Annotated in this window: 28 protein-coding genes; 16 read left to right on the top strand and 12 right to left on the bottom strand. The window is 75.3% G+C overall.

The window, feature by feature from the left end; all coding sequences use genetic code 11:
* The 4 genes from rfaE2 to ABD823_RS25910 form a co-directional block, all read left to right on the top strand.
* Positions 1-609: D-glycero-beta-D-manno-heptose 1-phosphate adenylyltransferase (gene rfaE2 / locus ABD823_RS25895; RefSeq protein ID WP_344863946.1), on the top strand; the 609-nt coding region annotated here is incomplete at its 5' end.
* 56 nt (positions 610-665) lie between these two features.
* Entirely contained in the window at positions 666-1,349 is a 684-nt protein-coding gene (locus ABD823_RS25900; RefSeq protein WP_344863948.1) for an SDR family oxidoreductase, read from the top strand.
* Positions 1,340-2,455: a glycosyltransferase family 9 protein gene (locus ABD823_RS25905; protein WP_344863950.1), complete on the top strand. Its 1,116-nt coding sequence runs from the start codon at positions 1,340-1,342 to the stop codon at positions 2,453-2,455. Before ABD823_RS25900 ends, ABD823_RS25905 begins: the two co-directional genes overlap by 10 nt.
* Complete coding sequence (locus ABD823_RS25910; RefSeq protein ID WP_344863952.1) at positions 2,452-3,426, top strand: UDP-glucuronic acid decarboxylase family protein; 975 nt, start codon at positions 2,452-2,454, stop codon at positions 3,424-3,426. The genes ABD823_RS25905 and ABD823_RS25910 overlap by 4 nt, the downstream gene beginning before the upstream one ends.
* A gap of 115 nt (positions 3,427-3,541) precedes the next feature.
* Here the strand turns inward: ABD823_RS25910 and ABD823_RS25915 are convergent, their stop codons facing one another.
* Complete coding sequence (locus tag ABD823_RS25915) at positions 3,542-4,513, bottom strand: helix-turn-helix transcriptional regulator (protein ID WP_344863954.1); 972 nt, start codon at positions 4,511-4,513, stop codon at positions 3,542-3,544.
* A 133-nt stretch (positions 4,514-4,646) separates the two neighbouring features.
* Here ABD823_RS25915 and ABD823_RS25920 point away from each other — a divergent pair, with 133 nt between their 5' ends.
* A complete protein-coding gene (locus ABD823_RS25920; RefSeq protein WP_344863956.1) occupies positions 4,647-5,825 on the top strand; it encodes a winged helix DNA-binding domain-containing protein in 1,179 nt (392 codons plus the stop codon).
* Positions 5,826-5,859: 34 nt separating this feature from the next.
* On the opposite strand, the gene ABD823_RS25925 is transcribed toward ABD823_RS25920, so the two are convergent.
* Positions 5,860-6,579 (bottom strand): ArsR/SmtB family transcription factor, encoded by a 720-nt coding sequence (locus ABD823_RS25925; RefSeq protein ID WP_344863958.1) that lies wholly within the window; start codon positions 6,577-6,579, stop codon positions 5,860-5,862.
* A gap of 250 nt (positions 6,580-6,829) precedes the next feature.
* Between ABD823_RS25925 and ABD823_RS25930 the strand changes: the two genes are divergently transcribed.
* Both ABD823_RS25930 and ABD823_RS25935 read left to right on the top strand, forming a co-directional pair.
* Complete coding sequence (locus ABD823_RS25930; RefSeq protein ID WP_344863960.1) at positions 6,830-7,009, top strand: hypothetical protein; 180 nt, start codon at positions 6,830-6,832, stop codon at positions 7,007-7,009.
* A 143-nt stretch (positions 7,010-7,152) separates the two neighbouring features.
* Complete coding sequence (locus tag ABD823_RS25935) at positions 7,153-8,202, top strand: LacI family DNA-binding transcriptional regulator (RefSeq protein ID WP_344863962.1); 1,050 nt, start codon at positions 7,153-7,155, stop codon at positions 8,200-8,202.
* Between the two features lie 37 nt (positions 8,203-8,239).
* Here ABD823_RS25935 and ABD823_RS25940 read toward each other — a convergent pair whose 3' ends face one another.
* Positions 8,240-9,013 (bottom strand): SDR family oxidoreductase, encoded by a 774-nt coding sequence (locus ABD823_RS25940; protein ID WP_344863964.1) that lies wholly within the window; start codon positions 9,011-9,013, stop codon positions 8,240-8,242.
* 84 nt (positions 9,014-9,097) lie between these two features.
* On the opposite strand from ABD823_RS25940, the gene ABD823_RS25945 reads away from it, so the two are divergent.
* The 4 genes from ABD823_RS25945 to ABD823_RS25960 all read left to right on the top strand — a co-directional run bounded on the left by ABD823_RS25945 (position 9,098) and on the right by ABD823_RS25960 (position 11,852).
* Positions 9,098-9,736, top strand: a complete 639-nt coding sequence (locus tag ABD823_RS25945) for a TetR/AcrR family transcriptional regulator (RefSeq protein WP_344863966.1) — start codon at positions 9,098-9,100, stop codon at positions 9,734-9,736.
* A gap of 121 nt (positions 9,737-9,857) precedes the next feature.
* Positions 9,858-10,199 carry a YciI family protein gene (locus ABD823_RS25950; RefSeq protein ID WP_344863968.1) on the top strand — a complete coding sequence of 114 codons (342 nt, stop codon included), beginning with the start codon at positions 9,858-9,860 and terminating at the stop codon, positions 10,197-10,199.
* A gap of 7 nt (positions 10,200-10,206) precedes the next feature.
* Positions 10,207-10,551 (top strand): YciI family protein, encoded by a 345-nt coding sequence (locus tag ABD823_RS25955; protein WP_344863970.1) that lies wholly within the window; start codon positions 10,207-10,209, stop codon positions 10,549-10,551.
* Entirely contained in the window at positions 10,548-11,852 is a 1,305-nt protein-coding gene (locus ABD823_RS25960; RefSeq protein ID WP_344863972.1) for an RNA polymerase sigma factor, read from the top strand. The genes ABD823_RS25955 and ABD823_RS25960 overlap by 4 nt, the downstream gene beginning before the upstream one ends.
* On the opposite strand, the gene ABD823_RS25965 is transcribed toward ABD823_RS25960, so the two are convergent.
* A complete protein-coding gene (locus ABD823_RS25965) occupies positions 11,827-12,867 on the bottom strand; it encodes a DUF72 domain-containing protein (protein ID WP_344863974.1) in 1,041 nt (346 codons plus the stop codon). The genes ABD823_RS25960 and ABD823_RS25965 overlap by 26 nt on opposite strands.
* Before the next feature lie 192 nt (positions 12,868-13,059).
* On the opposite strand from ABD823_RS25965, the gene ABD823_RS25970 reads away from it, so the two are divergent.
* Positions 13,060-13,512: a DUF4383 domain-containing protein gene (locus ABD823_RS25970; protein WP_344863976.1), complete on the top strand. Its 453-nt coding sequence runs from the start codon at positions 13,060-13,062 to the stop codon at positions 13,510-13,512.
* A 171-nt stretch (positions 13,513-13,683) separates the two neighbouring features.
* Here ABD823_RS25970 and ABD823_RS25975 read toward each other — a convergent pair whose 3' ends face one another.
* Both ABD823_RS25975 and ABD823_RS25980 read right to left on the bottom strand, forming a co-directional pair.
* The gene (locus ABD823_RS25975; RefSeq protein ID WP_344863978.1) at positions 13,684-14,733 is read right to left on the bottom strand and encodes an NAD-dependent epimerase/dehydratase family protein; all 1,050 of its coding nucleotides are present in this window, start codon (positions 14,731-14,733) and stop codon (positions 13,684-13,686) included.
* A 43-nt stretch (positions 14,734-14,776) separates the two neighbouring features.
* Positions 14,777-15,148: an STAS domain-containing protein gene (locus ABD823_RS25980; protein ID WP_344863980.1), complete on the bottom strand. Its 372-nt coding sequence runs from the start codon at positions 15,146-15,148 to the stop codon at positions 14,777-14,779.
* A 191-nt stretch (positions 15,149-15,339) separates the two neighbouring features.
* On the opposite strand from ABD823_RS25980, the gene ABD823_RS25985 reads away from it, so the two are divergent.
* Together ABD823_RS25985 and ABD823_RS25990 are read left to right on the top strand one after the other, a co-directional pair.
* On the top strand, positions 15,340-16,293 hold the full coding sequence (locus tag ABD823_RS25985) for an LLM class F420-dependent oxidoreductase (protein ID WP_344863982.1): 954 nt from the start codon (positions 15,340-15,342) through the stop codon (positions 16,291-16,293).
* Between the two features lie 69 nt (positions 16,294-16,362).
* Positions 16,363-17,544 carry a zinc-dependent alcohol dehydrogenase gene (locus ABD823_RS25990; RefSeq protein ID WP_344863984.1) on the top strand — a complete coding sequence of 394 codons (1,182 nt, stop codon included), beginning with the start codon at positions 16,363-16,365 and terminating at the stop codon, positions 17,542-17,544.
* Positions 17,545-17,605: 61 nt separating this feature from the next.
* On the opposite strand, the gene ABD823_RS25995 is transcribed toward ABD823_RS25990, so the two are convergent.
* The 3 genes from ABD823_RS25995 to ABD823_RS26005 all read right to left on the bottom strand — a co-directional run bounded on the left by ABD823_RS25995 (position 17,606) and on the right by ABD823_RS26005 (position 20,314).
* Positions 17,606-18,856, bottom strand: a complete 1,251-nt coding sequence (locus ABD823_RS25995) for a Dyp-type peroxidase (protein WP_344863986.1) — start codon at positions 18,854-18,856, stop codon at positions 17,606-17,608.
* The gene (locus tag ABD823_RS26000; RefSeq protein ID WP_344863988.1) at positions 18,856-19,416 is read right to left on the bottom strand and encodes a copper chaperone PCu(A)C; all 561 of its coding nucleotides are present in this window, start codon (positions 19,414-19,416) and stop codon (positions 18,856-18,858) included. Before ABD823_RS26000 ends, ABD823_RS25995 begins: the two co-directional genes overlap by 1 nt.
* 343 nt (positions 19,417-19,759) lie before the next feature.
* Positions 19,760-20,314 carry an MFS transporter gene (locus ABD823_RS26005; RefSeq protein WP_344863990.1) on the bottom strand — a complete coding sequence of 185 codons (555 nt, stop codon included), beginning with the start codon at positions 20,312-20,314 and terminating at the stop codon, positions 19,760-19,762.
* Between the two features lie 256 nt (positions 20,315-20,570).
* Here ABD823_RS26005 and ABD823_RS26010 point away from each other — a divergent pair, with 256 nt between their 5' ends.
* Positions 20,571-21,149, top strand: coding sequence for an ATP-dependent Clp protease proteolytic subunit (locus ABD823_RS26010; RefSeq protein WP_344863992.1), 579 nt, complete (start codon positions 20,571-20,573; stop codon positions 21,147-21,149).
* Between the two features lie 139 nt (positions 21,150-21,288).
* Here ABD823_RS26010 and ABD823_RS26015 read toward each other — a convergent pair whose 3' ends face one another.
* Positions 21,289-22,017: a DUF2470 domain-containing protein gene (locus tag ABD823_RS26015; RefSeq protein ID WP_344863994.1), complete on the bottom strand. Its 729-nt coding sequence runs from the start codon at positions 22,015-22,017 to the stop codon at positions 21,289-21,291.
* 87 nt (positions 22,018-22,104) lie between these two features.
* Here ABD823_RS26015 and rpsD point away from each other — a divergent pair, with 87 nt between their 5' ends.
* Complete coding sequence (gene rpsD, locus ABD823_RS26020; protein ID WP_344863996.1) at positions 22,105-22,719, top strand: 30S ribosomal protein S4; 615 nt, start codon at positions 22,105-22,107, stop codon at positions 22,717-22,719.
* On the opposite strand, the gene ABD823_RS26025 is transcribed toward rpsD, so the two are convergent.
* Complete coding sequence (locus ABD823_RS26025) at positions 22,707-23,768, bottom strand: ion transporter (protein ID WP_344863998.1); 1,062 nt, start codon at positions 23,766-23,768, stop codon at positions 22,707-22,709. The genes rpsD and ABD823_RS26025 overlap by 13 nt on opposite strands.
* Before the next feature lie 53 nt (positions 23,769-23,821).
* Positions 23,822-24,475, bottom strand: coding sequence for a TetR/AcrR family transcriptional regulator (locus ABD823_RS26030; protein ID WP_344864000.1), 654 nt, complete (start codon positions 24,473-24,475; stop codon positions 23,822-23,824).
* Positions 24,476-24,481: the final 6 nt, after the last annotated feature.

The raw sequence follows: 24,481 nt of genomic DNA on the forward strand, positions 1-24,481 counted from the left end.
GCCGCGCTGGCGATGCGCGAGGGCGCCCGCGCCGGGGCCGCCGTCCCGGCCGCGGCCCGCGAGGCCGCGCGGTTCGTGGAGAGCGGGGGAGCGGGCGCGGTCCGGGCGCCCGGCCCGGGGCCCGGCGACGGCCTGCCGGCGCTGGGCGACCGGCCGCGCGCCCCCCTGGAGGTCGCCCAGGTGGTCCGGGCCGCCGGGGGCAGGCTGGTGGCCACCGGGGGCTGCTTCGACCTGCTGCACGCCGGCCACGTCAGCCTGCTGCGCCGGGCCCGGGCGCTGGGCGACGCGCTGATCGTCTGCGTCAACTCCGACGACTCCGTCCGCCGCCTCAAGGGGCCCGGCCGGCCCGTCGTGGGGGAGCAGGACCGCGTCGAGGTGCTGCGCGCGCTGGGCTGCGTCGACGCGGTGGCGATCTTCGACGAGGGCACGCCGGCCGCGCTGATCGAACGGCTCCGGCCCGACGTGTGGGTCAAGGGCGGCGACTACGCCGAGTCCGACCTGCCCGAGGCCGAGACCGTGCGCCGCGCGGGCGGCGAGATCGTGATCCTCCCCCTGGTCCCCGGGCAGTCCACGACCAACCTGATCGCCGCCGCCCGCGCGGCGCTGTGAGGCCGGTGGGATCCACCGGGATCCACCGGGATCCGACGAGACCGAGGAGACTTCGCATGCTGGGCAACATATTGATCACGGGTGGCGCGTCCGGCCTCGGCCTGGCCTGCGCCGAGGCCGTGGCCAAGGCCGGGGGGCGGCCGCTGGTGGTGGACGTGAACGCCCCCGCCTACGACGTGGAGTACGCGGTGGCCGACCTGGCCGACCGCCGGGAGGCGGAGCGTGCCGTGGCCGAACTGGCCGAGCGGGCCGGGGGCCGCCTCGACGGCGTCGTCACCGCCGCCGGCACCGACGCCTGCGGGCGGCTGGCCGACGTGCCCGCCGACCGCTGGGAGCGGGTGATCCAGGTCAACCTGCTGGGCACCGCCTCGGTGGTCCGCGCCGCCCTGCCGTACCTGACCGCCTCCCGCGGCAAGGTCGTGACCTGCGCCTCGACGCTCGGGTTGCGCGCGCTGAGCGACGCCACCGCCTACTGCGCGTCCAAGTTCGCCGTGGTCGGGTTCACCCGGGCGCTCGCGGCCGAGCTCGCCGGGCAGGTCGGCGTGACCCTGCTGATCCCCGGCGGCATGCAGACCCGCTTCTTCGACGACCGCGACGAGCGGTACAAGCCGGGTCCCGACGCGCGGCTCAACAAGCCGGAGGACGTGGCCGCCGCCGTGGTGTTCGCGCTCGGCCAGCCGGAGGGCTGCGAGGTGCGGGAACTCGTCGTCTGCCCGTCGACGGAGACGTCATGGCCGTGACCGGGGACGGCGCCGGGCACGGGAGCGGCGGTACCGGGCGCGCAGCCGGGGCCGGCGGGAACGGGGACGGCGGGCGCGCAGCCGGGGCCGGCGGGAACGGGATCCGCGGCGGGAACGGGATCCGCGGCGGGTACGGGGACGGCGCGGCGGTGTTCCGCGACGGGCGGCCCGTGCTGTTGGCGCTGCGCGCGCTCGGCCTCGGTGACCTGCTCACCGCCGTGCCCGCGCTGCGGGCGCTGCGGCGGTCCTTCCCCGGCCACCGGATCGTGCTGGCCGCCCCCGCCGCGCTGGCGGAGCTGCTGCCGCTGATCGGCGCCGTCGACGAGCTGTGCGACGTGCCGGGCCCGGAACCGGCCCCTGAGCACGTGCCCGTCGAGGCCCCCGCCATCGCGGTCAACCTGCACGGCCGCGGCCCGCAGAGCACCGGGGCGCTGCTCGGCACGCGCCCGGGGCGGCTGCTGTCCCACGCGCACCCCGACGTGCCCGGTGTGGCGGGACCGCGCTGGCGGGCCGAGGCCCACGAGGTGCGGCGCTGGTGCGACCTGCTCGGCTGGTACGGGATCCCGGCCGACCCCGGCGACCTGTACCTGGCCGACCCCGCCGGGCCGGGCGGGGCGCACACCGGGCCGGTCGTGGTCCACCCGGGCGCCGCCCACCCGTCCCGGCGCTGGCCGCCGGAGCGGTTCGCGCAGGTGGTGTCCGGCCTGCGCGACGCCGGCCACGACGTGGTGGTCACCGGGGGCGTGGCCGAGCACGGCCTGGCCCGGCAGGTGGCCGGCCTCGCGGGCCTGCCCGCCGAGCACGTGCTCGCCGGCCGTACCGGCCTCGCGGAGCTGGCCGCGCTGGTGGCGCGGGCCCGGCTGGTCGTCTGCGGCGACACCGGCGTCGCCCACCTGGCCACCGCGTTCGCCACCCCGTCCGTGGTGCTGTTCGGACCCGTCCCGCCCGCCCTGTGGGGACCGCCGCCCGGCGGGCCGCACACCGCGCTCTGGGCCGGGCTGCGCGGAGACCCCCATGGGAAGCGGCCCGACCCCGGGCTGCTGCGGATCGAGGCCCGGCAGGTCCTCGACGCCGCGCTCGACCGACTGGAGGTGACTGTCCGATGACCGCTCCCGCCCACCGCCGCGCGGTGGTGACCGGCGGAGCCGGCTTCCTCGGCTCCTATCTGTGCGAACGGCTGCTGGAGCGGGGGACGGAGGTGATCTGCATGGACAACTTCCTGACCGGCTCCCCGGACAACGTGGCCCATCTGCTCGGCCGGCCCGCGTTCCGGATCGTCGAGTGCGACCTCACCGAGTTCGTCCACGTCTCCGGCGACGTCGACCTGGTGCTCCACTTCGCCTCGGCGGCCTCCCCGGTGGACTACCTGCGCCACCCGATCGAGACGCTCAAGGTCGGCAGCCTCGGCACCCTGCACGCCCTCGGCCTGGCCAAGGAGAAGGGCGCCCGGTTCGTGCTCGCCTCCACCAGCGAGGTGTACGGCGACCCGCTGGAGCACCCGCAGCGCGAGGACTACTGGGGCAACGTCAACCCGGTCGGGCCGCGCAGCGTCTACGACGAGGCCAAGCGCTTCGCCGAGTCGCTGACCACGGCCTACCGCAACTCCCGCGAGGCCGACACGGCGATCGTGCGGATCTTCAACACCTACGGGCCGCGGATGCGCCCCCACGACGGCCGGGCCATCCCGACCTTCATCCGCCAGGCGCTGTCCGGCGAGCCGATCACCGTCGCCGGCGACGGCGGGCAGACCCGCTCCATCTGCTACGTCACCGACACGGTCGAGGGCATCCTCGCCCTGGCCGACAGCGACTTCACCGGCCCGGTCAACATCGGCAACCCGGCGGAGCTGAGCATGCTGGAGCTCGCCAGGACGATCCGCGACCTGACCGGGTCGTCCTCGCCGATCGAGTTCGTCGAGCGTCCCGCCGACGACCCGGCCGTCCGCCGGCCCGACACCTCGCTGGCCGCCGAGCGGCTGGGCTGGCGGCCGCGGGTGGACGTCGTCGACGGGCTGCGCCGTACCATCGCGTGGTTCCACGACAAGCTCCGCGAGCCCGCGCCGCTGGCCCGCCGCTGACGGCCGCGCCTGCCCGGAACGGGCGGGCGCCGGACCCCGCCGCCGGCGGCTCCGCGTCCCGGCGGGCCCGCGCTCCGGCTCCGCGTCCTGACGGCCCGCGTCCCGGCGGCCCGCCCTAGCGCGGGCCGCCGGCGGCCCGCGCGGCGCGCCCGGCCAGCTCGCGCAGGTGCTCGGCCAGCTCGGGCGGCTCGTGCACCTCGAACTCGCAGCCGAGCATGACCAGCCGGGCCGCCAGCCACTCCAGGGTGTCGGCGTGCCCGGTCAACCGGCACGTGCGCTCGTCGACCGCCTCCAGATCTCCCGGGTCCGGGCCCAGCCGCCCCCGGGCCTGCTCGACCGGCAGGTGCAGCGTCACCACGGCCCGGTAGACCTGGGCCAGGGAGCGGAGCCTGGCGGTGACGAAGGCCGCCGCGTCCTGCTCGGGCGGCACCCGCGGCGGGAACCGCTCCCCGGTCGCGAACGGCTCGGTGATCCGGTCGACGCGGAAGATCCGCCAGTCGCCGCGGCCGGTGTCGTAGGCGACCAGATACCAGCGCCGCCCGGCGGCCACCATCCGGTACGGCTCGACCAACCGCCTGCCGGCGGTCCCGTCGGCCGCGCGGTAGGCGAACCGGAGCCGCTGCCCGCCCGCCGAGGCGGAGGCGACGGTGGTCAGCACGTCCGGGTCGACGCCCGGCCCGCCGGGCACCGGGAGCGGGACGGTGGCGGAGTTCAGCGCGCCGACGCGGTGCCGCAGCCGCGACGGCAGCACCTGCTCCAGCTTGGCCATGGCGCGCACGGACGCCTCCCCGATCCCCTCGACGGCGTTCCCCGCGGCCGTGCGCAGCCCGACCGCGATGGCCACCGCCTCCTCGTCGTCCAGCAGGAGCGGCGGCATCGCCGTACCCGCGACGAGCCGGTACCCGCCGTCCGGCCCCTTGGCGGCCTGGACCGGGTAGCCGAGGTCCCGCAGCCGCTCGACGTCGCGGCGGACGGTGCGCGGGCTGACCCGCAGGCGCTCGGCGAGTTCGCTCCCCGACCACTCGCGCGGTGTCTGCAGCAGTGAGAGCAGGCTCAGCAGCCGTGCCGACGTGGAGGTTCCTGTCATGCGGACAGCCTGGCAGAAATAGAGGACGGGATCTGACCTGTACGGCCCCTAACGTGGCTCCTGCCCCCGGTGGCCGAGCCCTCGCCGGAACGTCCGGGAGACCTGCCTCCGCCCTGCCGACGAGAGGAAACCGATGACCCCCTCCGACGTCCCGACGATGACCTGGGCCGAGGTCCGCGCGCTGCGGCTGCGCCGGCACGGGCTGGCCGAGCCGTTCACCGGCGCCGGGCCCGCCGACGTCGCCGCGGCCACGGCCGGCACGCACGCCCAGGTGATGTCGGCCGCCGAGCTGGCGATCGGATCCCGCCTGGCCGGGGCCACCCGCTCCGACGTGCGCGCGGCCCTGTGGGAGGAGCGCAGCCTCGTCAAGACCTTCGGGCCGCGCGGCACGGTCCACCTGCTGCCCGCCCGCGACCTGGAGAAATGGGTCGGCGCGCTGTCCCCGCTGACGACCGGGCCGGGCGGCTTCCCGCCGGAGGTCCGGCTCACGCCCGAGCAGACCGAGCAGGTCGTGGCCGCGATCGCGGACGCGCTGGCGGACGCCGTGCTGACCATCGACGAGCTGGGCGACGAGGTCGTCGGACGGACGGGGCCCTGGGCGGCGGACCTCGTCATGCCGGCCTTCCAGGGCAGGTGGCCGCGCTGGCGCCAGGCGCTGCACCTGGCGGGGATGCGCGGGGTGCTCTGCTTCGGCCCGAACCGGGGCCGGAAGGTCACCTACACCGATCCCCGGCGGTGGCTGCCGGGCTTCCGCCCCGCGCAGGAGGGGCCGGCGCTGGCCTGGGCCGTGCGGGGCTACCTGCACGCCTACGGGCCGTCCACGCCGCAGCGGTTCGCGAACTGGCTGGGCGCGCCGGTCTCCCGCGCCTCGGAGGCGTTCGCCGCCCTCGCCGGGGAGCTCCGGCGCGTCGACGTCGAGGGCACCCCGGCCTGGACGGCGGACGGCACGGGGACGGCGGCCGGGGAGGCCGCGGCGCGGTCGGAGGCGGTGCCCGGCGTCCGGCTGCTGCCCTACTTCGACGGCTACTCCTACCGGGTCGGCGTCCCGTCCCCCGAACGGCTGTACCCGGGCGCGGCCGCCGGGCGCGCCCTGGCCGGCAACTTCCAGAACCTCCTGGTGGACGGCGTCGTCGCGGGCCTGTGGCACCAGCGCCGCTCCGGCCGGCGGATCGACGTCACCGTCGAGCCCTTCGCGCCGCTGAGCGCCGCGCACCGGGCCGCGCTGGACGAGCAGGTCGAGCGGGTCGGCCTGATCATGGAGGGGACGCCGCGCCTGACGATCGGCCGCGTCACCGCGGGCGGGCACGCCTGACCCGGCGGGCCCGGCCGGAACGGGGCCGGGGCGCTCAGCGGGGCGGAAGGAGGTCCTCGGGCAGGCCGAGCTGCTCGCGCAGCGCGTCCCGGCCCGCCGCGGTGACGGCCACGGCGCGGGTGGTGCCGACGCGGGCGATCCACCCCGAGTCGAGCGCGTGGCGGCACAGGGCCGCCCCGACGGCGCCCGCCAGGTGGGGGCGGCGCTCGGTCCAGTCCAGGCACGACCGCACCAGCGGCCGGCGCGTGCCCGCCGGGACGGCGACGCCGAGCCGCCCGAGCCAGGCCTCCCCGTCGCCGGTGAGCCTGAGCCCCCGCCCCCAGTCCAGCAGTCCCCGCTCCGTCATCGTGTCGGTGATCGCGACCGCGACGGCTCCGGCGAGATGGTCGTAGCAGGTGCGGGCGTGGGCGAGCGCCCTGCGCCGGCCGGCCGCCGACAGCGAACGGGGCGGCGGGGCGCCGGCGGGCGCCACCGCGGCGAGTCCCTCGATCAGCTCGGCGACGTGCGGGCCGGCCAGCCGGACGTAGCGGTGCCTTCCCTGCCGTTCCTCGGCCAGCAGGTTCCCGCCCACCAGCGCGTTCAGGTGCTCGGTCGCGGTCGAGGCGGCGACGCCCGCGTGACGCGCCAGCTCGGTCGCGGTCCAGGCCCGGCCGTCGAGCAGGGCCATGCAGAAGCTCGCTCGGGTGCGGTCGGCGAGGGGCCTGGCCACGGAGGCCAGGTCGGGTCCTGCCACGGGTGCGCGCCGGGTGTCCATGGCTCGATTATCGGCCTCGGACGTTTCGGCACCCGCCGAAACACCCTGGTCCCGGCCTCCGCGGCGCGGGCGTCGCGTCCTCCGCCGGCTTCCCCGTTCTCCGGCAGGGTCTCCCGCCGGGGCCGCCTTCACCGGTCCCGTTCCGCCCGGGAGGTCTTCTTTACCGCTCCAGAAATTCTCTTGACCGGTACAGAGAACGCGGTTACTTTACCGGTATAGAGATCGATGGAGAGAGTCAGGGGAGAATCCCATGGAGATGCCCGCAGCCTTCGTGCTCGCCCTCGACGGTGTCCGGCGCGAGCACGCCGCCGCCCTTCCCGGCGCGCCGGTCGTCCCGCACACCGAGCGCCCGCGGCGCACCCGCAGGGTCCGCGCGGCGCTGGCCAGAGGCCTGATCCGCGCCGCCCACGTGATCGAGCCCGCCTGTTAGCCTGGCGGATGTCGACGGACGACCGGCGCCCCGCGCAGCGGCGCCGGTCCCCGGCCGACCCGCCGCCGACGGCCGCGCTCGCGCCCGCCGGCCGCGGAGAAGAGCCCGATCTGGCGGAAACCGGCGGTGACATGGCGCCACGCGTGACGTTGCAGACGATCGCCGACCACGTCGGCGTCAGCCGCATGACGGTGTCGAACGCGTTCTCCAGGCCGGACCAGCTCTCCGCCGCGCTGCGCAAGCGGATCCTCGCCGCCGCGGAGGAGCTCGGCTACGTCGGGCCGGATCCGACGGCCCGGGCCCTGGCCAAGGGCACCACGGGCGCCGTCGGGATCGTGCTCACCTCGTCGCTGCGCTTCGCCTTCACCGACGCGGTCGCCACCGGCTTCCTCGGCGCGATCGCCGAGCAGCTCGGGCCGACCGGCCTGGCCCTCACCCTGCTGACCTCGTCCGACAGCGGCGACATCATCCCGGCCCGGGACGTCGCCATCGACGGCGCGCTGGTCTACTCGTGCGACCCGACGTCGACGGCGATCGAATACCTCTTCCGCCGCCGGCTGCCCCTGGTCTACGTCGACCAGGACCCCGTCGACAGCATCTCCAGCGTCAACGTGGACGACCGCTCCGGCGCCCGTGCCGCCGCCCGGCACCTCGTCGACCTGGGCCACCGGCGGATCGGGCTGCTGATGTCCGGACTGCACGGCCCGCACGGGATCATCGACCCCTCCCAGGTCGCCATCGACGGGCACGCCTCCAGGCAGCGGCTGCTCGGCTGGCTCGACGCCCTCGACGCCGCCGGGATCACGCCGCTGATCGCCCGCCAGGGCGGGGCCGACCTGGAGCAGGCGAGGATCGGCGCCCGGCTGCTGCTGGACCGCCCGGACCGCCCCACCGCGCTTCTCTGCTTCTCCGACGCGGTCGCCTACGGCGCCCTCCAGGTCGCCGCGGACCTGGGCATCCGGGTCCCGGAGGAACTGTCCGTGGTCGGCTTCGACGACAGCCCGCTGGCCGTGCAGATCCGGCCGGCGCTGACCACCGTGCGCCAGGACATCGAGGCGAAGGGCCGGGCCGCGGCCGCCGCGCTCACCGAGGCGATCGCGGACGCCCGGACCGGCAGGACCACCGTGCCGCGGCGGGTCCTGCTCCCCACCGAGCTGGTCGTCCGGGACAGCGCGGCCCCTCCGCCGGCCTGACCGCGGGCCCGGTGCGGCGCACCGGGCCGCGAGGGGGTCACAGCCCGGCGCCGCCCGTGGCGTCGATCACCCTGCCGGTCACCCAGCGGGCGTCGTCGGAGGCGAGGAACGCCACGACGCCGGCGATGTCCTCCGGCTGCCCGACGCGGCCGAGCGTCGCCAGGGACGCGGCCGCGGCCTCGGCCTCCGGATTGCCGCGCAGCCAGCCCGCGTTGGTGTCGGTGTCGGTGATCCCGGGGGCCACGGAGTTCACCGTGATGCCCCGGGGGCCCAGCTGCTTGGCCAGGGTGAGGGTGAAGGTGTCCAGAGCGCCCTTGGTCGCGCTGTAGGCGATGATCTCCGGCATGGCGATGCGGGTGACGCCGCTGGAGACGTTGATGATCCGCCCGCCGTCGCGCAGCCGGCTCAGCCCCTCCTTCACGATGAAGAACGGTGCCCGCACGTTGACCGCGAAGACGTGGTCGAAGTCGTCCTCGGTGAGCGAGGCCAGGTCCGGGCTGCGGCCGATCGCCGCGTTGTTGACGAGGACGTCGACGCCCGCGGCGGCTGCGTGCCGTTCGGCGGCGGCGTCGAAGGCCGCCCACAGGGCGGCGGCGTCGCCGTGGCGGCCCAGCTCCGCCCGGAGCGGGAAGGCGCGGCCGCCCCCGGCGCGGATCCGCGCCACGACCTCGTCCGCCGCGGTCTCGTCCCGGGCGTAGGCGACGGCGACGGTGGCGCCGTCACGGCCGAGCCGTTCGGCGACGGCCCTGCCGATGCCCCTGCTGCCTCCGGTGACCAGCGCGACCTTGCCGTCCAGGACGCGTGCGTCCATGCGGGTGACTCCCTCCTTTGTTGAACGATCACTCAAAAAATAAGCTAGCACAGATTATTGAGCGATCGCTCTACAATGTCCGGCATGGGGAAGACGGGAGCGGCGCGGGGCAGGCCGCGCGCGTTCGACCGGGACGCCGCGCTGGCCGCGGCCACCCGGCTGTTCTGGGAGCGCGGCTTCGAGGCCACCTCCGTCGGCGAGCTGACCGAGGCGATGGGCATCCGGCCGGGCAGCCTGTACGCCGCCTTCGGTGACAAACGAGCACTGTTCGAAGAGGTGGTGCACGCCTACCGGCGCTCACCGGTCGGCGCCTTCATCGGCCGGGCCCTGCAGGAGGAGCCCACGGCCCATCGGGCGTTCGCCCGCATCCTGCGCGAGGCGGCGGCCGTCTACCCCGATCCCTCGCATCCGGCCGGGTGCCTGGTCATCAGTGCCGCCACCAACGTCACAGCCCAGGACGCCGGGGTCGCGACCTTCCTGCGCGGGCTGCGCGAGGCCAACCTCACCGCCTTCCGCGACCGCCTGCGCACCGCGCAGCGGGAGGGCGAGCTCCCCTCCGGCGCGGACCCCGCGGCGCTGGCCGGATACTTCGCCGCGGTCGTCCAGGGGATGTCCCAGCGCGCCCGCGACGGGGCGGACGCGGCGGAGCTCACCGCGGTCGCCGAGCTGGCCATGGCCGTATGGCCCGCACACGCCCCGGACGGGCCGGCCGCTCCGGGCTGACACCGGTCCGGCCGGAGAATCGCCTCCGGCGACCTGTCGATTCCGGCGGGCGTCGCGCGTCATGGGCATGCGCCGTGCGGACGCGGACGGCGCACGCCGGACGACACCGAAGGGAGACACCATGAGATACGTGCTGCTGGCGGTCGGGGACGAGAGCCGCTGGGCGGAGGCCGGACCGGCCGAGCGGGAGGAGATCTACGCCCGGTGGGGCCGTTTCGAGGGGATGCTGGCGGCCAGGGACGCGGGCCGGGGCGGCGAGGAGCTGGCCCACTCCACCACCGCCACCACGGTCAGGAAGGCCGGGGGAGAGGTGATCGTCACCGACGGCCCCTACGCCGAGGCGGTCGAGCAGATCGGCGGCTACATCACGGTCGAGGCCGCGAGCATGGCCGAGGCGATCGAGTTCGCCGAGGCCTGCCCGTCGGACGTCGTGGAGATCAGGCCCGTGCCGGAGCGGGGGTGACGGCGCCGTGAAGTACGCACTGCTGATCTACCGCGACGAGGGCGGCCGGGCCGCGGCGACCGAGACCGAGATCGAGGAGGCCCGCGCCGCGCACGGGCGGTTCGTGGACATGCTCACCGCACGCGGGGCCTATCTCGGCGGGGAGGGGCTGGACCACTCCGCCACGGCCGTCACCGTGCGGACCGGCGGAGGGCGGGCGCTGCGCACCGACGGTCCCTGCGCCGAGACCACCGGGCACCTGAGCGGTCTCCACCTCGTGGAGGCACGAGACCTGGACGAGGCGATCGAGTTCGCCGCGGCCTGCCCCGAGGAGATCGTGGAGATCCGTCCCGTGGTCGAATACCAGGGATGAGCATGACGGCGGTCGAGCAGGCGTACCGGCGGCACTGGGCGCGCCTGCTCGCCCTGCTCACCGCCGAGCTGCGCGATCTGGACCTCGCGGAGGAGTCGCTGCAGGACGCCTTCGCCGCGGCCGTCGCGGCGTGGCCGCCGGAGCCGGACAACCCGCCCGCCTGGCTGCTCACCACGGCGCGCAGGCGCGCGCTGAGCCGGCTCCGGCGCGAGGCCGTCGCGGCCAGGAAGCTGCCGCTGCTGGTCGTCGACGACCGGCCGGAGCCCGCCGGCATCCCCGACGAGCGGCTCCGGCTCATCTTCACCTGCTGCCACCCGGCGCTGTCCATGGAGGCCCGGGTGGCCCTCACCCTGCGCTGCGCGGGCGGCCTGACCACACGCGAGATCGCCCGGTCGTTCCTGGTCTCCGAGACCACCATGGCGGCCAGGATCACCCGGGCGAAGAAGAAGATCGCCCAGGCGGGCATCCCCTACCGGATCCCGGCAGGGCCGGAGCTGGCCGGGCGGCGCGACGGGGTGCTGGCCGTGGTCTACCTCATCTTCACCGAGGGGTACGCCCCGACCGGGGGAGACCGGCTCATCCGCGCGGACCTCGCCGCCGAGGCGATCGCGCTGGGCCGGATGCTGCGCGAGCTGCTGCCCGCCGACCCGGAGGCGGACGGGCTGCTGGCGCTGATGCTGCTGCACCACGCCCGGCGCGACGCCCGGTTGGGCCCGTCGGGAGAGCTGGTGCGCCTGCCCGACCAGGACCGCTCGCGCTGGCACCGGGAGGAGATCGGCGAGGCGCTCTCCCTGCTGGAGGCGGTACGCCCCGGCGGTCCCGGGGACCGGTTCCCCGGCCCCTACCTGCTGCAGGCCGCGATCGCCGCCGAGCACGCGGTCGCCGGACGGGCCGAGGACACCGACTGGCCCGCCATCGCCCGGCTGTACGGCAGGCTGGAGGAGATCGCGGGCTCGGCGGTGGTCCGGCTCAACCGGGCCGTGGCGGTCGCCGAGGCGGAGGGGCCCGAGGCGGGGCTGGAGCTCCTCGACGGGCTGGACGGGACGATGGGTCGCCACCACCTGTTCCACGCCACCCGTGCCGAGCTGCTGCGCCGCCTGGGACGGGACCGGGAGGCCCTGGACGCCTACGGCCGGGCGCTGGAGGCCGTCGGCACCGACCCGGAGCGCGCCTTCCTGCTGTCGCGCCGGGAGGACCTGGCCGCCTGCCGCCCCCCTGCGGGGCCGCCGCCCTCCGTCGGGGTCCCGGGCCGCACGGGGCCGCGGCCCCGGGGCGTCACCGGGCCGCCAGCAGCTCGGTGAGGCGGGCGGCGTTGCGCTGGGCGTTGTCGCGGCAGCAGTTGTTCATCAGAACGTGGACGGTCTCCGCCTGGGCGGAGAACTCCCGGAGCCGGGCCGCCCAGTGCTCCAGTTCCTCCTCGGAGTAGAGGTAGGCGAAGCGCTCCTCGATCTTCTTGCTGGTCCACTTCTCCGAATGGCCGTGGAAGCGGACCACCGCCAGGTCGGCGGTCGCGGCCAGGACCGGCGGGATCGACGACGGATGCCCCTGCGGCATGTCGACGCCGACGTACGGGATGCCGTGCTCGGCCAGGAAGCCCAGGGTCCGCTCCCGCTCGCCCTCCTCCATCCAGGTGCGGTTGCGGAACTCCACGCACGCGCGCACCGGGGCGCAGCGCCGTACGCATTCCAGCACGCGGCGCCGGTTGCCCTCGCCGGCGGGGAACCAGGGCGGGAACTGCAGCAGGACGGCGCCCAGCCTGCCCGCCTCGTGCAGCGGCGCGAGCGCGCCGAGGAACCGCGCCCACACCTCCTCGACGACGCCGGGGCCGACGTCGCGGGGGTAGAGCCTGCCGTCCGGGTCGCCGAGCCGTTCCCGCAGGTCCTTGTAGAGCGACCGGGCCGGGGTGGGGTGCCCGGTCAGCAGGGAGAACGCCTTGACGTTGAAGGTGAAGCCGGGCGGCGTGCGGTCCCGCCACGCCTCCACGGTCCTGCGTGAGGGGGGATGGTAGTAGGTGGCGTCCACCTCCACCAGGGGGAAGCGCGAGGCGTAGTAGGCGAGCCGCGCGGCGGGCGTCGCCGCGTCGTCCGGGTACCAGCCGGACTCCAGCAGCGACCTGTCGGTCCACGAGGCCGTGCCGACGAGGACGTTCCCCGCGGCCGCGGGGGCGCCCGCGGAGCGCGGGGGGCGGAGGACCGGGCCCGTCCGGAGGGCACCCGCCCCCGCGGCGGCCCTGGCGTCCGTCCCCGAAGCCGCCGTCCCCGCAGCCGCCCCCGCCGTCGTCTCCGTAGCCTCGGCCCGTGAGTCCTGGATCGTCATGCCGGGGGCTCTGCCCGCACGCCGGGCCGTGTCACCTCCCGGCCGGGCCGTGCGCCGGATCCGGCGGGTCCGGCGCACGGGCCCGTGCGGCGCCGTGCGGCCACTGCGGTCCCTGTTCCGCGACGGGTGACTACATCCGTGCGCGGGGGGTAGCAGGGGAGGGCGGCAGACCCGACCACCGAGGGAGACATCATGGACGCACCGCGCACCCACACGGCAACCCGTTCCCCGCTGCAGCTCGCGGCGCGGATCACGGGAATCGTGTTCCTCCTCGTCGGCGTGCTGGGCTTCATCCCCGGCATCACGAGCAACGTCGACCAGCTCGCCCTCGCCGGGCACCAATCCGACGCGATGCTGCTCGGCATCTTCGAGGTCTCGATCCTGCACAACATCGTGCACCTGCTGTTCGGCATCGCGGGCCTGGCGATGTCCCGGACGTGGACGGGCGCCCGCAACTTCCTGATCGGCGGCGGCATCGTCTACCTGCTGTTCTGGCTGTACGGCCTGATGGTCCCGCACGACAGCTCGGCCAACTTCGTCCCGTTCAACACCGCCGACAACTGGCTCCACCTCTTCCTCGGCCTGGGCATGGTCGGGCTGGGGCTGGCGCTCAGCCGCCGGCACGCCGCCACCTCGCGGTACTGACGCGGGCAGGCACCGCGAACGGCCGCCACGGCGGCGGAGCAACGAAGAGGCGAAGGCCCCGGCGGGAAGCCGGGGCCTTCGCCTCTCACCGTTTCCCTCCCGGTCCTCCGCGCCGTTTCCTCTCCGCTCCTCCACCGCCGCCGGCGCCGGCCTCCGGGACCGGCGGCGAGGTCAGGGCCGCTCGCCGATCCCGGTGGTGACCTCCTTCGACCGAGCGGGACCGCCGGTCCGCGGGGACAGGGGAGGGGTGTCCATGCCCGAGGCGGTGCGGACGCCCTCCAGCACCGCGCGCAGCGCGTCGACCGACGAGTGCCGGGGGGTCCAGCCGAGCTCGGTGCGGGCCCGGGTGACATCCATGATCGGTACGGTGAACAGCATGTCGAGCAGGTCCGGGGAGGCGGGCACCAGGCGCAGGTGCCAGGCGGCGGAGGCGGCGCCGCGCAGCAGCCAGGCCGGGACGGGCACCCGGCGGGCGCCGAGCACCTCGGCCAGCAGCGCGGAGTCGAGCACCGGGTCGGCGGCGATGTTGAAGGCGCCCGAGACGTTCCTGACCACCGCCAGGCGGTAGGCCTCGGCCATGTCCTCGGCGTGCAGCGCCTGGAACCTCAGCTCGGGCAGGTCGGGGACGAAGGGGATCATGCCCGGCCGGACGAGCCGGTGGGGGAGGAGCGGCCCGGCGAAGAGCCGCCGCTGCTCGCTCGCCGCCTCCTTCTTGAAGACGAATCCGGGGCGGAGCCGTACCACCCGGATCTCCGGGTGCTCGCGCTCGAAGGCGTCGAGGGCCCGCTCCACGTAGGCCTTCTCCCGGCCGTAGGCGGCGCCGGGCCAGCCGTGGGTCGGCCAGTCCTCGGTGACCGCGCGGTCCTTCGGGCCGGGGGAGTAGGCGCCCACCGAGGAGGCGTAGACCAGCGCGGGCACCTTCGCCCGGGCCGCCGCCTCGAAGACCCGGATGCTGCCCAGCGCGTTGTTGCGCCAGGTCGTCACCGGCCGGCGCGTCGGCTGGAACAGCCAGGCCAGGTGGACGACCGCGTCGGCGCCGTCGAGGTACGGCACGAGGTCGTCCGCGGCGACGTCCGCCGTCCGCCACGTGGTCTTGTCGGGATGCCAGTCGGGCGGCCGGCGGGCCAGCCCGAGGATGGATGTGACGCTGCTCTCGGCGGCCAGGGCGGACACCACGCTGGTGCCGACGTTGCCGGTCGCGCCGATGACTATTACCCGCATACCTCCCCAGATGCCCCAGGGGTGGGGGGCAAACCGGCGGGTGTCAGCGCAGCTCCACCGAGGCGGCGCTCTCCGGCTCCCCCTCGCTGAGCGCCGCGCCGAGCGTGGGGTACACGTCGAAGGCGGTGTCGAGGCCGGTCAGCCTCAGGAGGCGGCGGGGCGCCGGGGTGAGGCAGCACAGGGCGCAGGTGCCGCCGCAGCGGTGGGCCCGGCAGGATGCCTGGACGAGGAGGCGCAGCCCCGAGGAGTCGATGAAGGTCATCGACGACAGGTCGAACAGCAGCCGGGGGCGCTCGCCCGCGAGAGCCTCGTCGATCGTCGCGCGGAGCCGGCGTTCCTGCGTCTTGTCGACCTCTCCGGCGAGCCGGATGACGGTGAAGGCGTGGTGGCGCTCTCCGCTGATCCGCAGTGGCATGGACGGCTCCAGAGCAGCGACATGAGGACGGCGGTCCCGGCGTCTCCTGGACCGCTCATGCGCCTGGTCCTCCCAGTGTCGCCCCTGCGGTGCAGAAGGCACAAGGCAGCGTGCCGTTCTCCCCCGTTTGACCGCCCCAGCGCGGGTATGGGGAGAGTCCCTGCAGCTCATCCAGGTCGAGGAGGCGGTGCATGACGACGTTCGGCTACTTCCTGTCAAGCGAGGAGCACGACCCCCGGGAGCTGGTACGGCAGGCCAAGCGCGCCGAGGAGGCCGGGTTCGAGGCCCTGTGGATCTCCGACCACTTCCATCCCTGGCTCGACGAGCAGGGGCAGAGCTCGTTCGTCTGGTCGGTGATCGGCGCCCTCGCCGAGGCGACCTCGCTGCCGATCACCACGGCGGTCACCTGCCCCCTGGTCCGCGTCCATCCGGCGATCATCGCCCAGGCCGCCGCCACCAGCGCGGTGCTGACCGGCGGCAGGTTCCGGCTCGGCGTCGGGACCGGTGAGGCGCTCAACGAGCACATCATCGACTCGCGCTGGCCTCCCGCCGAGGAGCGGCTGGAGATGCTGGAGGACGCGATCGAGCTCATGCGGGAGCTGTGGAGCGGGAAGCTGGTCACCTACCGCGGCACCCACTACGACGTCGACACCGCCCGCCTGTACACGCTGCCCGACGCACCGCCGCCGATCTACATGTCCGGCTTCGGGGAGAAGGCGGTGGAGCTGGCCGGGCGGATCGCCGACGGCTACATCTGCACCGGCCCCTCGGCCGAGCTCGTGGAGCGCTTCCACGCCGCGGGCGGCCAGGGCAAACCCACCCAGGGCGGGTTGAAGGTCTGCTACGCCGCAGACGAGGACGCGGCGCGCAAGACCGTGCACCGGCTCTGGCCGACCCAGGGCATCCAGGGCGAGGCCGCGCAGCTGCTCCCGCTGCCCCGGCACTTCGAGCAGCTCGCGCAGACGGTCACCGTGGAGCAGGCGAGCGCCGGGACGCCGTGCGGGCCCGACCCCGAGGTCCACCTGGCGGCGATCAAGGAGTACGTCGACGCCGGCTTCGACGAGGTCTACGTCAACCAGATCGGCGGCGAGCAGGACGCCTTCTTCGACTTCTACGCCGAGCAGATCCTGCCGCGGCTGCGCTGACCGCCCGAGCGCCCGACGGCTCGACCGGGCGGCCCGCGCGGCGCCCGGTCCGGACAGAGGAGGCAGAGCATGAAGGCCGTCACCTGGCACGGCAAGCGCGACATCCGGGTCGAGGAGGTCACCGACCCGATCATCAAGGAGCCGACCGACGCGATCATCAAGGTGACCACCACCGCGATCTGCGGCTCCGACCTGCACCTGTACGAGATCATGGGGCCGTTCCTGAACGAGGGGGACGTCCTGGGCCACGAGACGATGGGCATCGTCCAGGAGGTCGGCGCGGACGTCGCCCACATCGAGCCCGGGGACCGGGTGGTCATCCCCTTCAACGTCTCCTGCGGCCACTGCCACATGTGCGGGCTGAAGCTCTTCGCCCAGTGCGAGACCACCCAGGTCCGCGACCACGGCATGGGCGCCGCGCTGTTCGGCTACACCCGGCTGTACGGCGCGGTCCCCGGCGGGCAGGCGGAGTACCTGCGCGTCCCGCAGGCCCAGTTCGGGCCGATCAAGGTGCCCGACGGCCCGCCCGACGAGCGGTTCGTCTACCTGTCGGACGTGCTGCCCACCGCCTGGCAGGCGGTGGAGTACGCCGACATCCCCGACGTCGGCACGGTCGCGGTCTTCGGTCTCGGCCCCATCGGCCAGATGTGCGCCCGCATCGCCAAGCACCTGGGCCACTGGGTGGTCGGGATCGACGGCGTCCCCGAGCGGCTGGAGATGGCCCGCAGGCACGGCATCAGAGTGGTCGACGCCTCGGAGGTCGACGACGTCCCCGAGGCGGTCCGCGAGCTGACCGGCGGCCGGGGACCCGACTCGGTGATCGACGCCGTCGGCATGGAGGCACACGGCTCCCCGGTCGCGAAGCTCACCCAGACCGTCACCGGCCTGCTCCCCGACATGATCGCCGCGCCGCTGATGACCACCGCGGGCGTCGACCGGATGGCCGCGCTGCACCAGTGCATCGACACCGTGCGGCGCGGCGGCACGATCTCGGTCAGCGGCGTCTACGGCGGCATGGCCGACCCGATGCCGATGCTGCGGATGTTCGACAAGGGCGTCACCATGCGCATGGGCCAGGCCCACGTCAGGCGGTGGACCAACGAGCTGCTGCCGCTGGTGCTCGACGAGTCGGACCCGCTCGGGGTGATGGACCTGGCCACCCACCGCCTCCCCCTGGAGCAGGCGCCGCACGGCTACGAGATCTTCCAGAAGAAGCAGGACGGGGCGATCAAGGTCCTGCTCAATCCGTGAGCGCCGCCCCGCGCTCGCCGGGCGCCCCGGCCGCCGAGCGCGCCCCGGCCCGGGGCGCCCGTCAGGACAGCAGGGTCTCGCCGATCCACCCGTCGGCCGCGCAGCCCGGTGGAACGGCGAACACGGCCGAGCCGATCGGCGTCGTCCACTCGTTCAGCAGGTCGGCCTCGGCCAGCCGCCGCTGGATCGGGACGAACTGCCGGGCGATGTCGGCCTGGTAGGAGGCGAACAGCAGCCCGCAGTCGGCGCGCCCGCCGGCGGTGATCCCCTCGTCGTAGTTGTAGACCCGGCGGAAGATCCGCAGGCCCGGGTCGGCGACGCGGGCCCGCCGGATGTGGGCCTGCTCCGCGATGACCGGGAACCCGGAGGCGTCGACCTTCCCGAAGTCCGGCTCGTCGTGCTCGCCGCCCCCGGTGAGCGGGGCGCCGGTGTCCAGGCGGCGGCCCACGGAGAACTCCTTGGCCACCCGGTCGGCGGCGTCCCAGGTCTCCATCTCCGCCCGGATGCGCCGCAGCACCAGCGTGGTGCCGCCGCGCAGCCAGTCCGGTCCGTCGCCGGTCCACACGGCCCGGTCGAAGTCCGCGGTGCCCGGCCGGGGGTTGACGGTCCCGTCCAGCTGGCCCATGACGTTGCGCTGGGTCGTCCCGGCGGCCTGCAGGTGGAGGCCGCGCCGGAAGCCCCGCTGGACCCAGCGCACCTCGGCGAAGGAGCGGGCGTCCTTGACCGTCATGCGCAGCGCGTGGGCCACGGTCAGGGGGTCGTCGGCGCAGATCTGCAGCAGCAGGTCGCCGCCGTTCCACCGGTCCTGGAGCTTGTCGACGGAGAAGGGCGGCAGCGGCGCCAGCGAGTCCGGGCGCAGGTGCTCCAGCCCCGCCGCGGTGAACAGGCCGGGACCGAACCCGAAGGTGACGGTCAGCCGTGCGGGCGAGAGCGCCAGCTCGGGCTCGGTGTCGGCGAGCGCGGGCCTGCCCTCCGTCAGGCGGCGCGCGTCGTCGGTGAGCAGCCGCATCAGGCGCGCGAGGGCCTCCCGGCCGGTGCCCGCGCGCAGGTCCAGGCCGACGAAGACGGCGTGCGCCTGGGGGTCCGTCGCCACCCCCGCCTGGTGCGGCCCGTGGAAGGGCTCGACGGCCGCGCCGTACCCGCCGGAGGCCGCGGCGGGTACGGCCCCGGGCGGAGCGGTGGACGGCGCGGTGGACGCGGCGGCCGGGCCGGGCGAGGCCGGGGAGGCGGGGGAGCAGGCGGCGAGGGCGCCGACCGCCGTGGCGGCGCCGCCCGCGAGCAGGCCCCGCCGGGTGATCCGGTGCTCGGTCATCAGTGGCCGCCCCCGCCCGGCTGGTAGTGCTCCTCGGCGCCGGCGAAGTCCTTGCCGACGGCGGTGAACTCCACGGTCGAGCCGTCCTGCAGGGTGAGGGCGAAGGCGACCTGCGCCCCGGGCTCCACCTTCCCGGTGACGCCCATCAGCATGATGTGGTCGCCGCCGGGCGCCAGGGTGTGCGTGCCGTGCGCGGGGATGACGAAACCCCCCTTCTTGGCGCGCATGACGGCCGTGCCGCCGGACTCGACGACCTCGTGCAGCTCGACCTCGGAGGACAGCGGGGAGGAGGCGGAGACGACCGTCACCTCGGCGCCGGTGGTGTTGACCAGGGTGCCGAAGGCGGCGGTCATGCCCTCGTCGGTGGTCTTGACCCAGGGGTCGGTGACGGTGAGCGGGGCGGTGGCGGCGGACGGGGCCGCCGACGGGGCGGTGGAGGGGGGCGCGGAGGCGGCGGGCGCGGGGGTCGCGGGCGCGGCCGTGGTGGACGAGCCGCAGCCGGACAGCGCCGCCGCGGCGGCGAGCAGGAGCGCGGGGACGCGGACGTGACGAGAGGACACGCTGGAAGCCTTTCTGGGCCGTACGGCGGGCCGCCGCGCAGGGGGTCCGCCGGAGGAACGCCGGTGGAAGAGGTCACGCGGGACGACCGGCCGGCCGGGCCGCCGGGCGGCCGGGGAACCCGGGGGTCCCCCGGGCCGCGCGGGCGGATCCGGAGACGGCGGCCGGGCGCGCGGGCCCCTCGGACGGGGCCGCGCACGCGGGTCCGCGAAGACGGCCGCCCGCGCGGGACCCCGGGACGGGGGCGCGCAGGGGCCGTGACGCCCGCGGGGCGCGGGCCGGGTGGGACGGCCCGCCGTACACGGGCCGGGAGGGACGCACGGCCGCGCCCCGGCGGCCGGAGGGTCAGCCGGGGACGGCGGCGCGCCGCACGGGAGGACCGCGCCGCCGTACGGCGTGGCGCAGCAGAGCCGGGCGGAGCGCCCGCGGCTCGGCCGCGCGGACGGCGAAGAAGGGCACCGGCTCCGGGACGGCGTGCACCCGCAGGACGCGGCGCAGCCGCACCGGCAGGCGCCGCAGCAGCGCCCACAGCGCCGCCTCGCCGCGGGCCAGCCAGAGCGAGACCAGCACCGCCGCCCAGCCGTGCATGGCCAGCATGCCCAGAGCGGGCAGCAGCCCGGAGTGCGTGTGCGGGGCGGCCGCCGGGGCGGCCCCGCCGGTGAGGGAGAACACCACGTGCCCGGCGGCCTGCAGGCCCGCCAGGAGCGGCACGATCACGGCCGGCGTGCGCTCGCGCCCGGACAGGGCGGCGGCCGCCGCGAACGCCAGCGCCAGCCCGCCGAGCGCGCCCGCCCCGGAGACCCGGCCCCCGGCGAACAGGTGCGCCGCCACGCTCAGCCCGAGGCAGACCACGGCGAAGACCGCGGCGCGGGCGAGGCGGAGAGGCAGGCGGGCGGACATGGCCGAGCCATCATCGCACGGCGGGGGGCCGGTCCGGTATGCGGGGCCGCGGCGCGGGAAAAGGCGGGGAAAACGATTCCGGTGCGGCGCGGGTTCCCCCGGGAATCGCGCGGGGTGAACACGCGGAGAATTCCCGGACCGCTGCGCTCTGCGCGAAAAGCGCCCAGAGCGAACGCGGGGAGAACGGGGCGCCGGGCGGGGTTACGGTCGCAGGGATCCGTTTTTCGGAAAATCCCGATCGAAGCAGGTGGAAGAGATGACACATCCGCAGCCGGCTCCCGGGGAGCAGCTCCACCAGCGGCTGCTGCGCCAGCGGATCGTCGTGCTGGGCAGCGAGGTGGACGACGAGGCGGCCAACCGGATCTGCGCGGAGCTGCTGCTGCTCTCCGCCGACGACGCCGAGCGCGACATCCGGCTCTACATCAACTCGCCCGGCGGCTCGATCTCGGCCGGGATGGCGGTCTACGACGTCATGCAGTACGTCCCGAACGACGTCGTCACCGTGGCGATGGGCCTGGCGGGCTCGATGGGGCAGTTCCTGCTCTGCGCGGGCGCGCCCGGCAAGCGGTACGCGCTGCCGCACGCCAGGATCATCATGCACCAGCCGTCCGGCGGCGTCGGCGGCACGGCCTCCGACATCGCCGTCCAGGCCGAGCAGATGCTCCACACCAAGCAGCTGATGCGCGAGCGCATCGCCTTCCACACCGGCCAGCCGCTGGAGCGGATCGAGCAGGACTGGGACCGCGACCGCTGGTTCACCGCGGCCGAGGCGAAGGAGTACGGATTCGTGGACGAAATCGTCCGCGCCACCGGAGAGGTCCGCACGGAAAGGTAGGCGGCCGCACCGGTTTCCGTCTCCGGGGCGGAATCCGTCGGGAAACCGGTCTTACCGGGGACCGCCCGTGCCGGAAACGGCCGCGGCGCCGGGCCGTGCCGTTTCCGGCCGGAGGGGCGCGATCACCGGGGGCGCGGGGTCACCGGTGGCACAGCAGGCAGTGCAGGGCCTGCTCCAGCGACCCGGCGTCGGCGGCGGGAGCCGGCCAGGGCAGCCGGATCAGGGTCGGGTCGTCGAGGCCGGAGCGCACGGTGGCGCCGAAGCGGTCCAGCTCCCAGAGCCAGAGGTCGTCGGCGGGCAGGTCGAGCAGGGGGCCCAGCGCGGCCGCCAGCCGGTCCCGGTGGGCGCCGTTGACGTGGCGCACCATGCTCTCGGCCGCGGCCGCCAGGGGGTCGGGGGCGGCGCCGAGATACTCCTCGGCGTCGAGCACGCCCGACTCCGGACCGGTGAGATAGATCACCTGGCCGACGTCCACCCGGAGCAGCCGGGGGCCGTCCGCGCCCTCCAGCACCTCGAAGAGCGCCTCGTCCGGGCAGCGGTCGGCGATCGCGACCGCGGTCGCGCGCAGCTCGCGCTCCGGTACGGCCTGCGCCCAGCCCTGCACCTTGAGCAGGCCGCGCGGGAGCTCCACCCCGCCGAGCGAGCGGCTGGCGACCAGGTCCACGGTCACCACGGGCTCGTCCCGGGCGCCGTGGAGCGGGTCTCCCGGGCCGACCAGCAGGACCGGCCGGCCCGCGTGGTCCACCCCGCCCCGCGCGCACCACGCGGGCCGGGCGGCGCCCGGGAGGGAGACGTGGGTGGGAGCGGCGGTCGCGGCGAGGGTGCGGACGCGTTCGGGGACGGGGGGCACGGTGACGGGCTGCTGCATGGACCGGCTCTCCTTGAGATCTTGCGGCTGTTTCAACTAAGGTAAGGCTTACCTCATTTAGGCATACCTAAGCACAATGGAGTGACTGTGCGCTACACCGGACCCAAGGTGCGCCTCTCCCGGCGCGCCGGCGTCCCGCTGACCCGCAAGGCCGTCCGCTACTTCGAGGAGCGGCCGTACCCGCCGGGTGAGCACGGCCGCAAGACCAACCGCCGCCAGAGCGGCGACTACGGCCTGCGGCTGATGGAGAAGCAGAAGCTGCGCTGGTACTACGACGTCTCCGAGCGGCAGATGCGCCGCTACTGGGACATGGCGCTGCGCAGCTCCGGCCGGTCGGGCGCCGAGCTGGTGGTGCTGCTGGAGAGCCGCCTGGCCTCCCTGGTCCTGCGCGCCGGGCTCGCCCCGTCCATCTACGCCGCCCGCCAGTACGTCGCGCACGGCCACATCACCGTGGACGGCCGCAAGGTGGACATCCCCAGCTACCTCGTCAAGCCGGGCCAGGTCATCGCGGTGCGGGAGCGCTCCCGGGCGATGCAGCCGTTCGTCGCCGCCGCGGAGGGGGTCTACGCCGACGAGCGCACCGCCCCCTACCTGGCCGTCGACCACGCGCAGCTGCGCTTCACCGTCGTCTCCCGGCCGGTGCGCGAGCAGATCGCGGTCCCGGTGGACGAGCAGCTGGTGGTGGAGTTCTACTCCCGCTGACCCGGCCCGCCCCCGCGCCGGGCGGGCCGCTTGCGGGACGGCCGCCCCTTCGACGGCTTCGGGGTCTTCACGGCCTTCGGGGTCTTCATGGCCTTCGCGGTCTTCGCGGCCTCCGGCGCCGGGACGGCCGGGACCGGAGCGGCGGGGGCGGCCGGGACCGGAGCGGCGGGGGCGGCCGGGAGCGGAGCGGCGGGGGCGGCCGGGAGCGGCGGGGCGGGCGGCGCGGTCGCGGCCGGGACCCGGTCGCGCAGCTCGCGCACCTCGGCCCGGAGCGCGGCCAGCTCCGCCAGCACCGCGACGCCCAGCTCCTCGGTGGCGTGCACCGACTCCTCGGCGTGCTCCTCCTCCATCGCGCTGACCACCACCGCGATGAACAGGTTGAGCACCACGAACGTGCACACCAGCCTGAACAGGACGAAGAACGCCCACGCCGACGGGTGCTCGGCCATCACCCGGCGGGTGATGTCGGACCACCCGTCCCCGGTCATCATCTGGAACAGGGTGAACAGCGAGGTGGGCAGCTCCCCGAAGTGCTCCGGCGCGGTGGCGCCGTAGAGCTTCGTGCCCATCACGGCCGCGACGTAGAGCACCAGGCCGAGCAGGAGCACGATCGACGTCATCCCCGGCACCGCGGTGAGCAGCGCGGTGACCACCCGGCGCAGGCTCGGCACCACCGAGATCAGCCGCAGCGCCCGCAGGATCCGCAGCGCCCGCAGCACCGAGAGCCCGCCCGCCGCGGGCAGCAGCGAGACCGTCACGATCGCGGTGTCGAACAGGTTCCACGGGTCGCGGAAGAAGCGGGGGCCGTAGGCGTAGACCTTGGCGGCCAGCTCCGCGGTGAACAGGTAGAGCGCGAGGCGGTCGACCGCCGTGAGCACGGTGCCGTACCGCTCGACGGCCCAGGCGGAGGTCTCCAGGCCCAGGGTGGCCGCGTTGACCACGATGGCCGTGATGACGACCTGCTGGAAGCGCGAGGTCTCGAGGGCGGCGCGGAGGCGCGCGCACCGGCACGGGGACTCCCGGGATCGTGGCGGCCGAGGACGGTGCAAGATCCTAAATCCTAACGGACTCCTGATCACCGCCGGGCCCCGCCGCGGGCCCGTCAGCCCGCGGGCCGCTCCGCCGGGCGCGTGGCGTAGCCGGCGATCCCCGACTCCAGCAGTGCGAAGGCCCGCTCGCCCTGCGCGCGCAGGTCCGGGGCGATGGCCTCGACGGTCTCCCCGGCGAGCATGCGCCGCACGGCGTAGCGGACCACGGTGCGCAGCACGGCGCCGATCTGCGCGGCGACGAGGCCGGGGGCCGGGTCGCCGGGGCCGGTGCCGAGCTCCTCGGCGATCGCCTCCGCCAGCTTCCGCTCCCTGGCCTCGTCCATCTCCCGCACGCGGGCGACCAGGGACGGGCTGGACTCGATCATCTTGATGAAGCCGCTGTCGGCCTCGTGGAACCCGTAGCGGTAGTGCCCGCTGTCCACGGCGTCCAGGAAGTCGCGCCGTACCGCGTCCAGCACGCCCTCGCCCGGCCGGCGCTCCCGGAAGACGCGGGCGAGCAGCTCCTCCACCTCCGGGGCCCGGTCCAGGAGCAGGTCCTCCTTGGTCGCGAAGTAGTTGAAGACCGTGTTGACCGAGACGTCGGCGGCCCGCGCGATCTCCGCCACCGTCACGTCGTCGAAGCCGCGCGCGGTGAACAGCCCCGTCGCGATGTCGGAGATGCGCTGCCGGGTCTCTCTCTTCTTGCGCTCGCGCAGGCCCTCGCTCATGCCCCC

The organism is Planomonospora alba, assembly GCF_039534085.1.
Taxonomy (GTDB): domain Bacteria; phylum Actinomycetota; class Actinomycetes; order Streptosporangiales; family Streptosporangiaceae; genus Planomonospora_B; species Planomonospora_B alba.

Excerpts from the sequence above, each read along its gene's own strand:
- ABD823_RS25960 (WP_344863972.1), top strand. The coding sequence starts at position 10,548 with ATGAGCATGACGGCGGTCGAGCAGGCGTACCGGCGGCACTGGGCGCGC.
- ABD823_RS25990 (WP_344863984.1), top strand. The coding sequence starts at position 16,363 with ATGAAGGCCGTCACCTGGCACGGCAAGCGCGACATCCGGGTCGAGGAG.
- ABD823_RS25900 (WP_344863948.1), top strand. The coding sequence starts at position 666 with ATGCTGGGCAACATATTGATCACGGGTGGCGCGTCCGGCCTCGGCCTG.
- ABD823_RS25920 (WP_344863956.1), top strand. The coding sequence starts at position 4,647 with ATGACCCCCTCCGACGTCCCGACGATGACCTGGGCCGAGGTCCGCGCG.
- ABD823_RS25910 (WP_344863952.1), top strand. The coding sequence starts at position 2,452 with ATGACCGCTCCCGCCCACCGCCGCGCGGTGGTGACCGGCGGAGCCGGC.
- ABD823_RS25965 (WP_344863974.1), bottom strand. The coding sequence starts at position 12,867 with ATGACGATCCAGGACTCACGGGCCGAGGCTACGGAGACGACGGCGGGG.
- ABD823_RS25995 (WP_344863986.1), bottom strand. The coding sequence starts at position 18,856 with ATGACCGAGCACCGGATCACCCGGCGGGGCCTGCTCGCGGGCGGCGCC.
- ABD823_RS25905 (WP_344863950.1), top strand. The coding sequence starts at position 1,340 with ATGGCCGTGACCGGGGACGGCGCCGGGCACGGGAGCGGCGGTACCGGG.
- ABD823_RS25940 (WP_344863964.1), bottom strand. The coding sequence starts at position 9,013 with ATGGACGCACGCGTCCTGGACGGCAAGGTCGCGCTGGTCACCGGAGGC.
- ABD823_RS25975 (WP_344863978.1), bottom strand. The coding sequence starts at position 14,733 with ATGCGGGTAATAGTCATCGGCGCGACCGGCAACGTCGGCACCAGCGTG.
- ABD823_RS26010 (WP_344863992.1), top strand. The coding sequence starts at position 20,571 with ATGACACATCCGCAGCCGGCTCCCGGGGAGCAGCTCCACCAGCGGCTG.
- ABD823_RS25980 (WP_344863980.1), bottom strand. The coding sequence starts at position 15,148 with ATGCCACTGCGGATCAGCGGAGAGCGCCACCACGCCTTCACCGTCATC.
- ABD823_RS25970 (WP_344863976.1), top strand. The coding sequence starts at position 13,060 with ATGGACGCACCGCGCACCCACACGGCAACCCGTTCCCCGCTGCAGCTC.
- ABD823_RS25925 (WP_344863958.1), bottom strand. The coding sequence starts at position 6,579 with ATGGACACCCGGCGCGCACCCGTGGCAGGACCCGACCTGGCCTCCGTG.
- ABD823_RS25930 (WP_344863960.1), top strand. The coding sequence starts at position 6,830 with ATGGAGATGCCCGCAGCCTTCGTGCTCGCCCTCGACGGTGTCCGGCGC.
- ABD823_RS25945 (WP_344863966.1), top strand. The coding sequence starts at position 9,098 with ATGGGGAAGACGGGAGCGGCGCGGGGCAGGCCGCGCGCGTTCGACCGG.
- ABD823_RS26030 (WP_344864000.1), bottom strand. The coding sequence starts at position 24,475 with ATGAGCGAGGGCCTGCGCGAGCGCAAGAAGAGAGAGACCCGGCAGCGC.
- ABD823_RS25950 (WP_344863968.1), top strand. The coding sequence starts at position 9,858 with ATGAGATACGTGCTGCTGGCGGTCGGGGACGAGAGCCGCTGGGCGGAG.
- ABD823_RS25915 (WP_344863954.1), bottom strand. The coding sequence starts at position 4,513 with ATGACAGGAACCTCCACGTCGGCACGGCTGCTGAGCCTGCTCTCACTG.
- ABD823_RS25985 (WP_344863982.1), top strand. The coding sequence starts at position 15,340 with ATGACGACGTTCGGCTACTTCCTGTCAAGCGAGGAGCACGACCCCCGG.
- ABD823_RS26005 (WP_344863990.1), bottom strand. The coding sequence starts at position 20,314 with ATGTCCGCCCGCCTGCCTCTCCGCCTCGCCCGCGCCGCGGTCTTCGCC.
- ABD823_RS26015 (WP_344863994.1), bottom strand. The coding sequence starts at position 22,017 with ATGCAGCAGCCCGTCACCGTGCCCCCCGTCCCCGAACGCGTCCGCACC.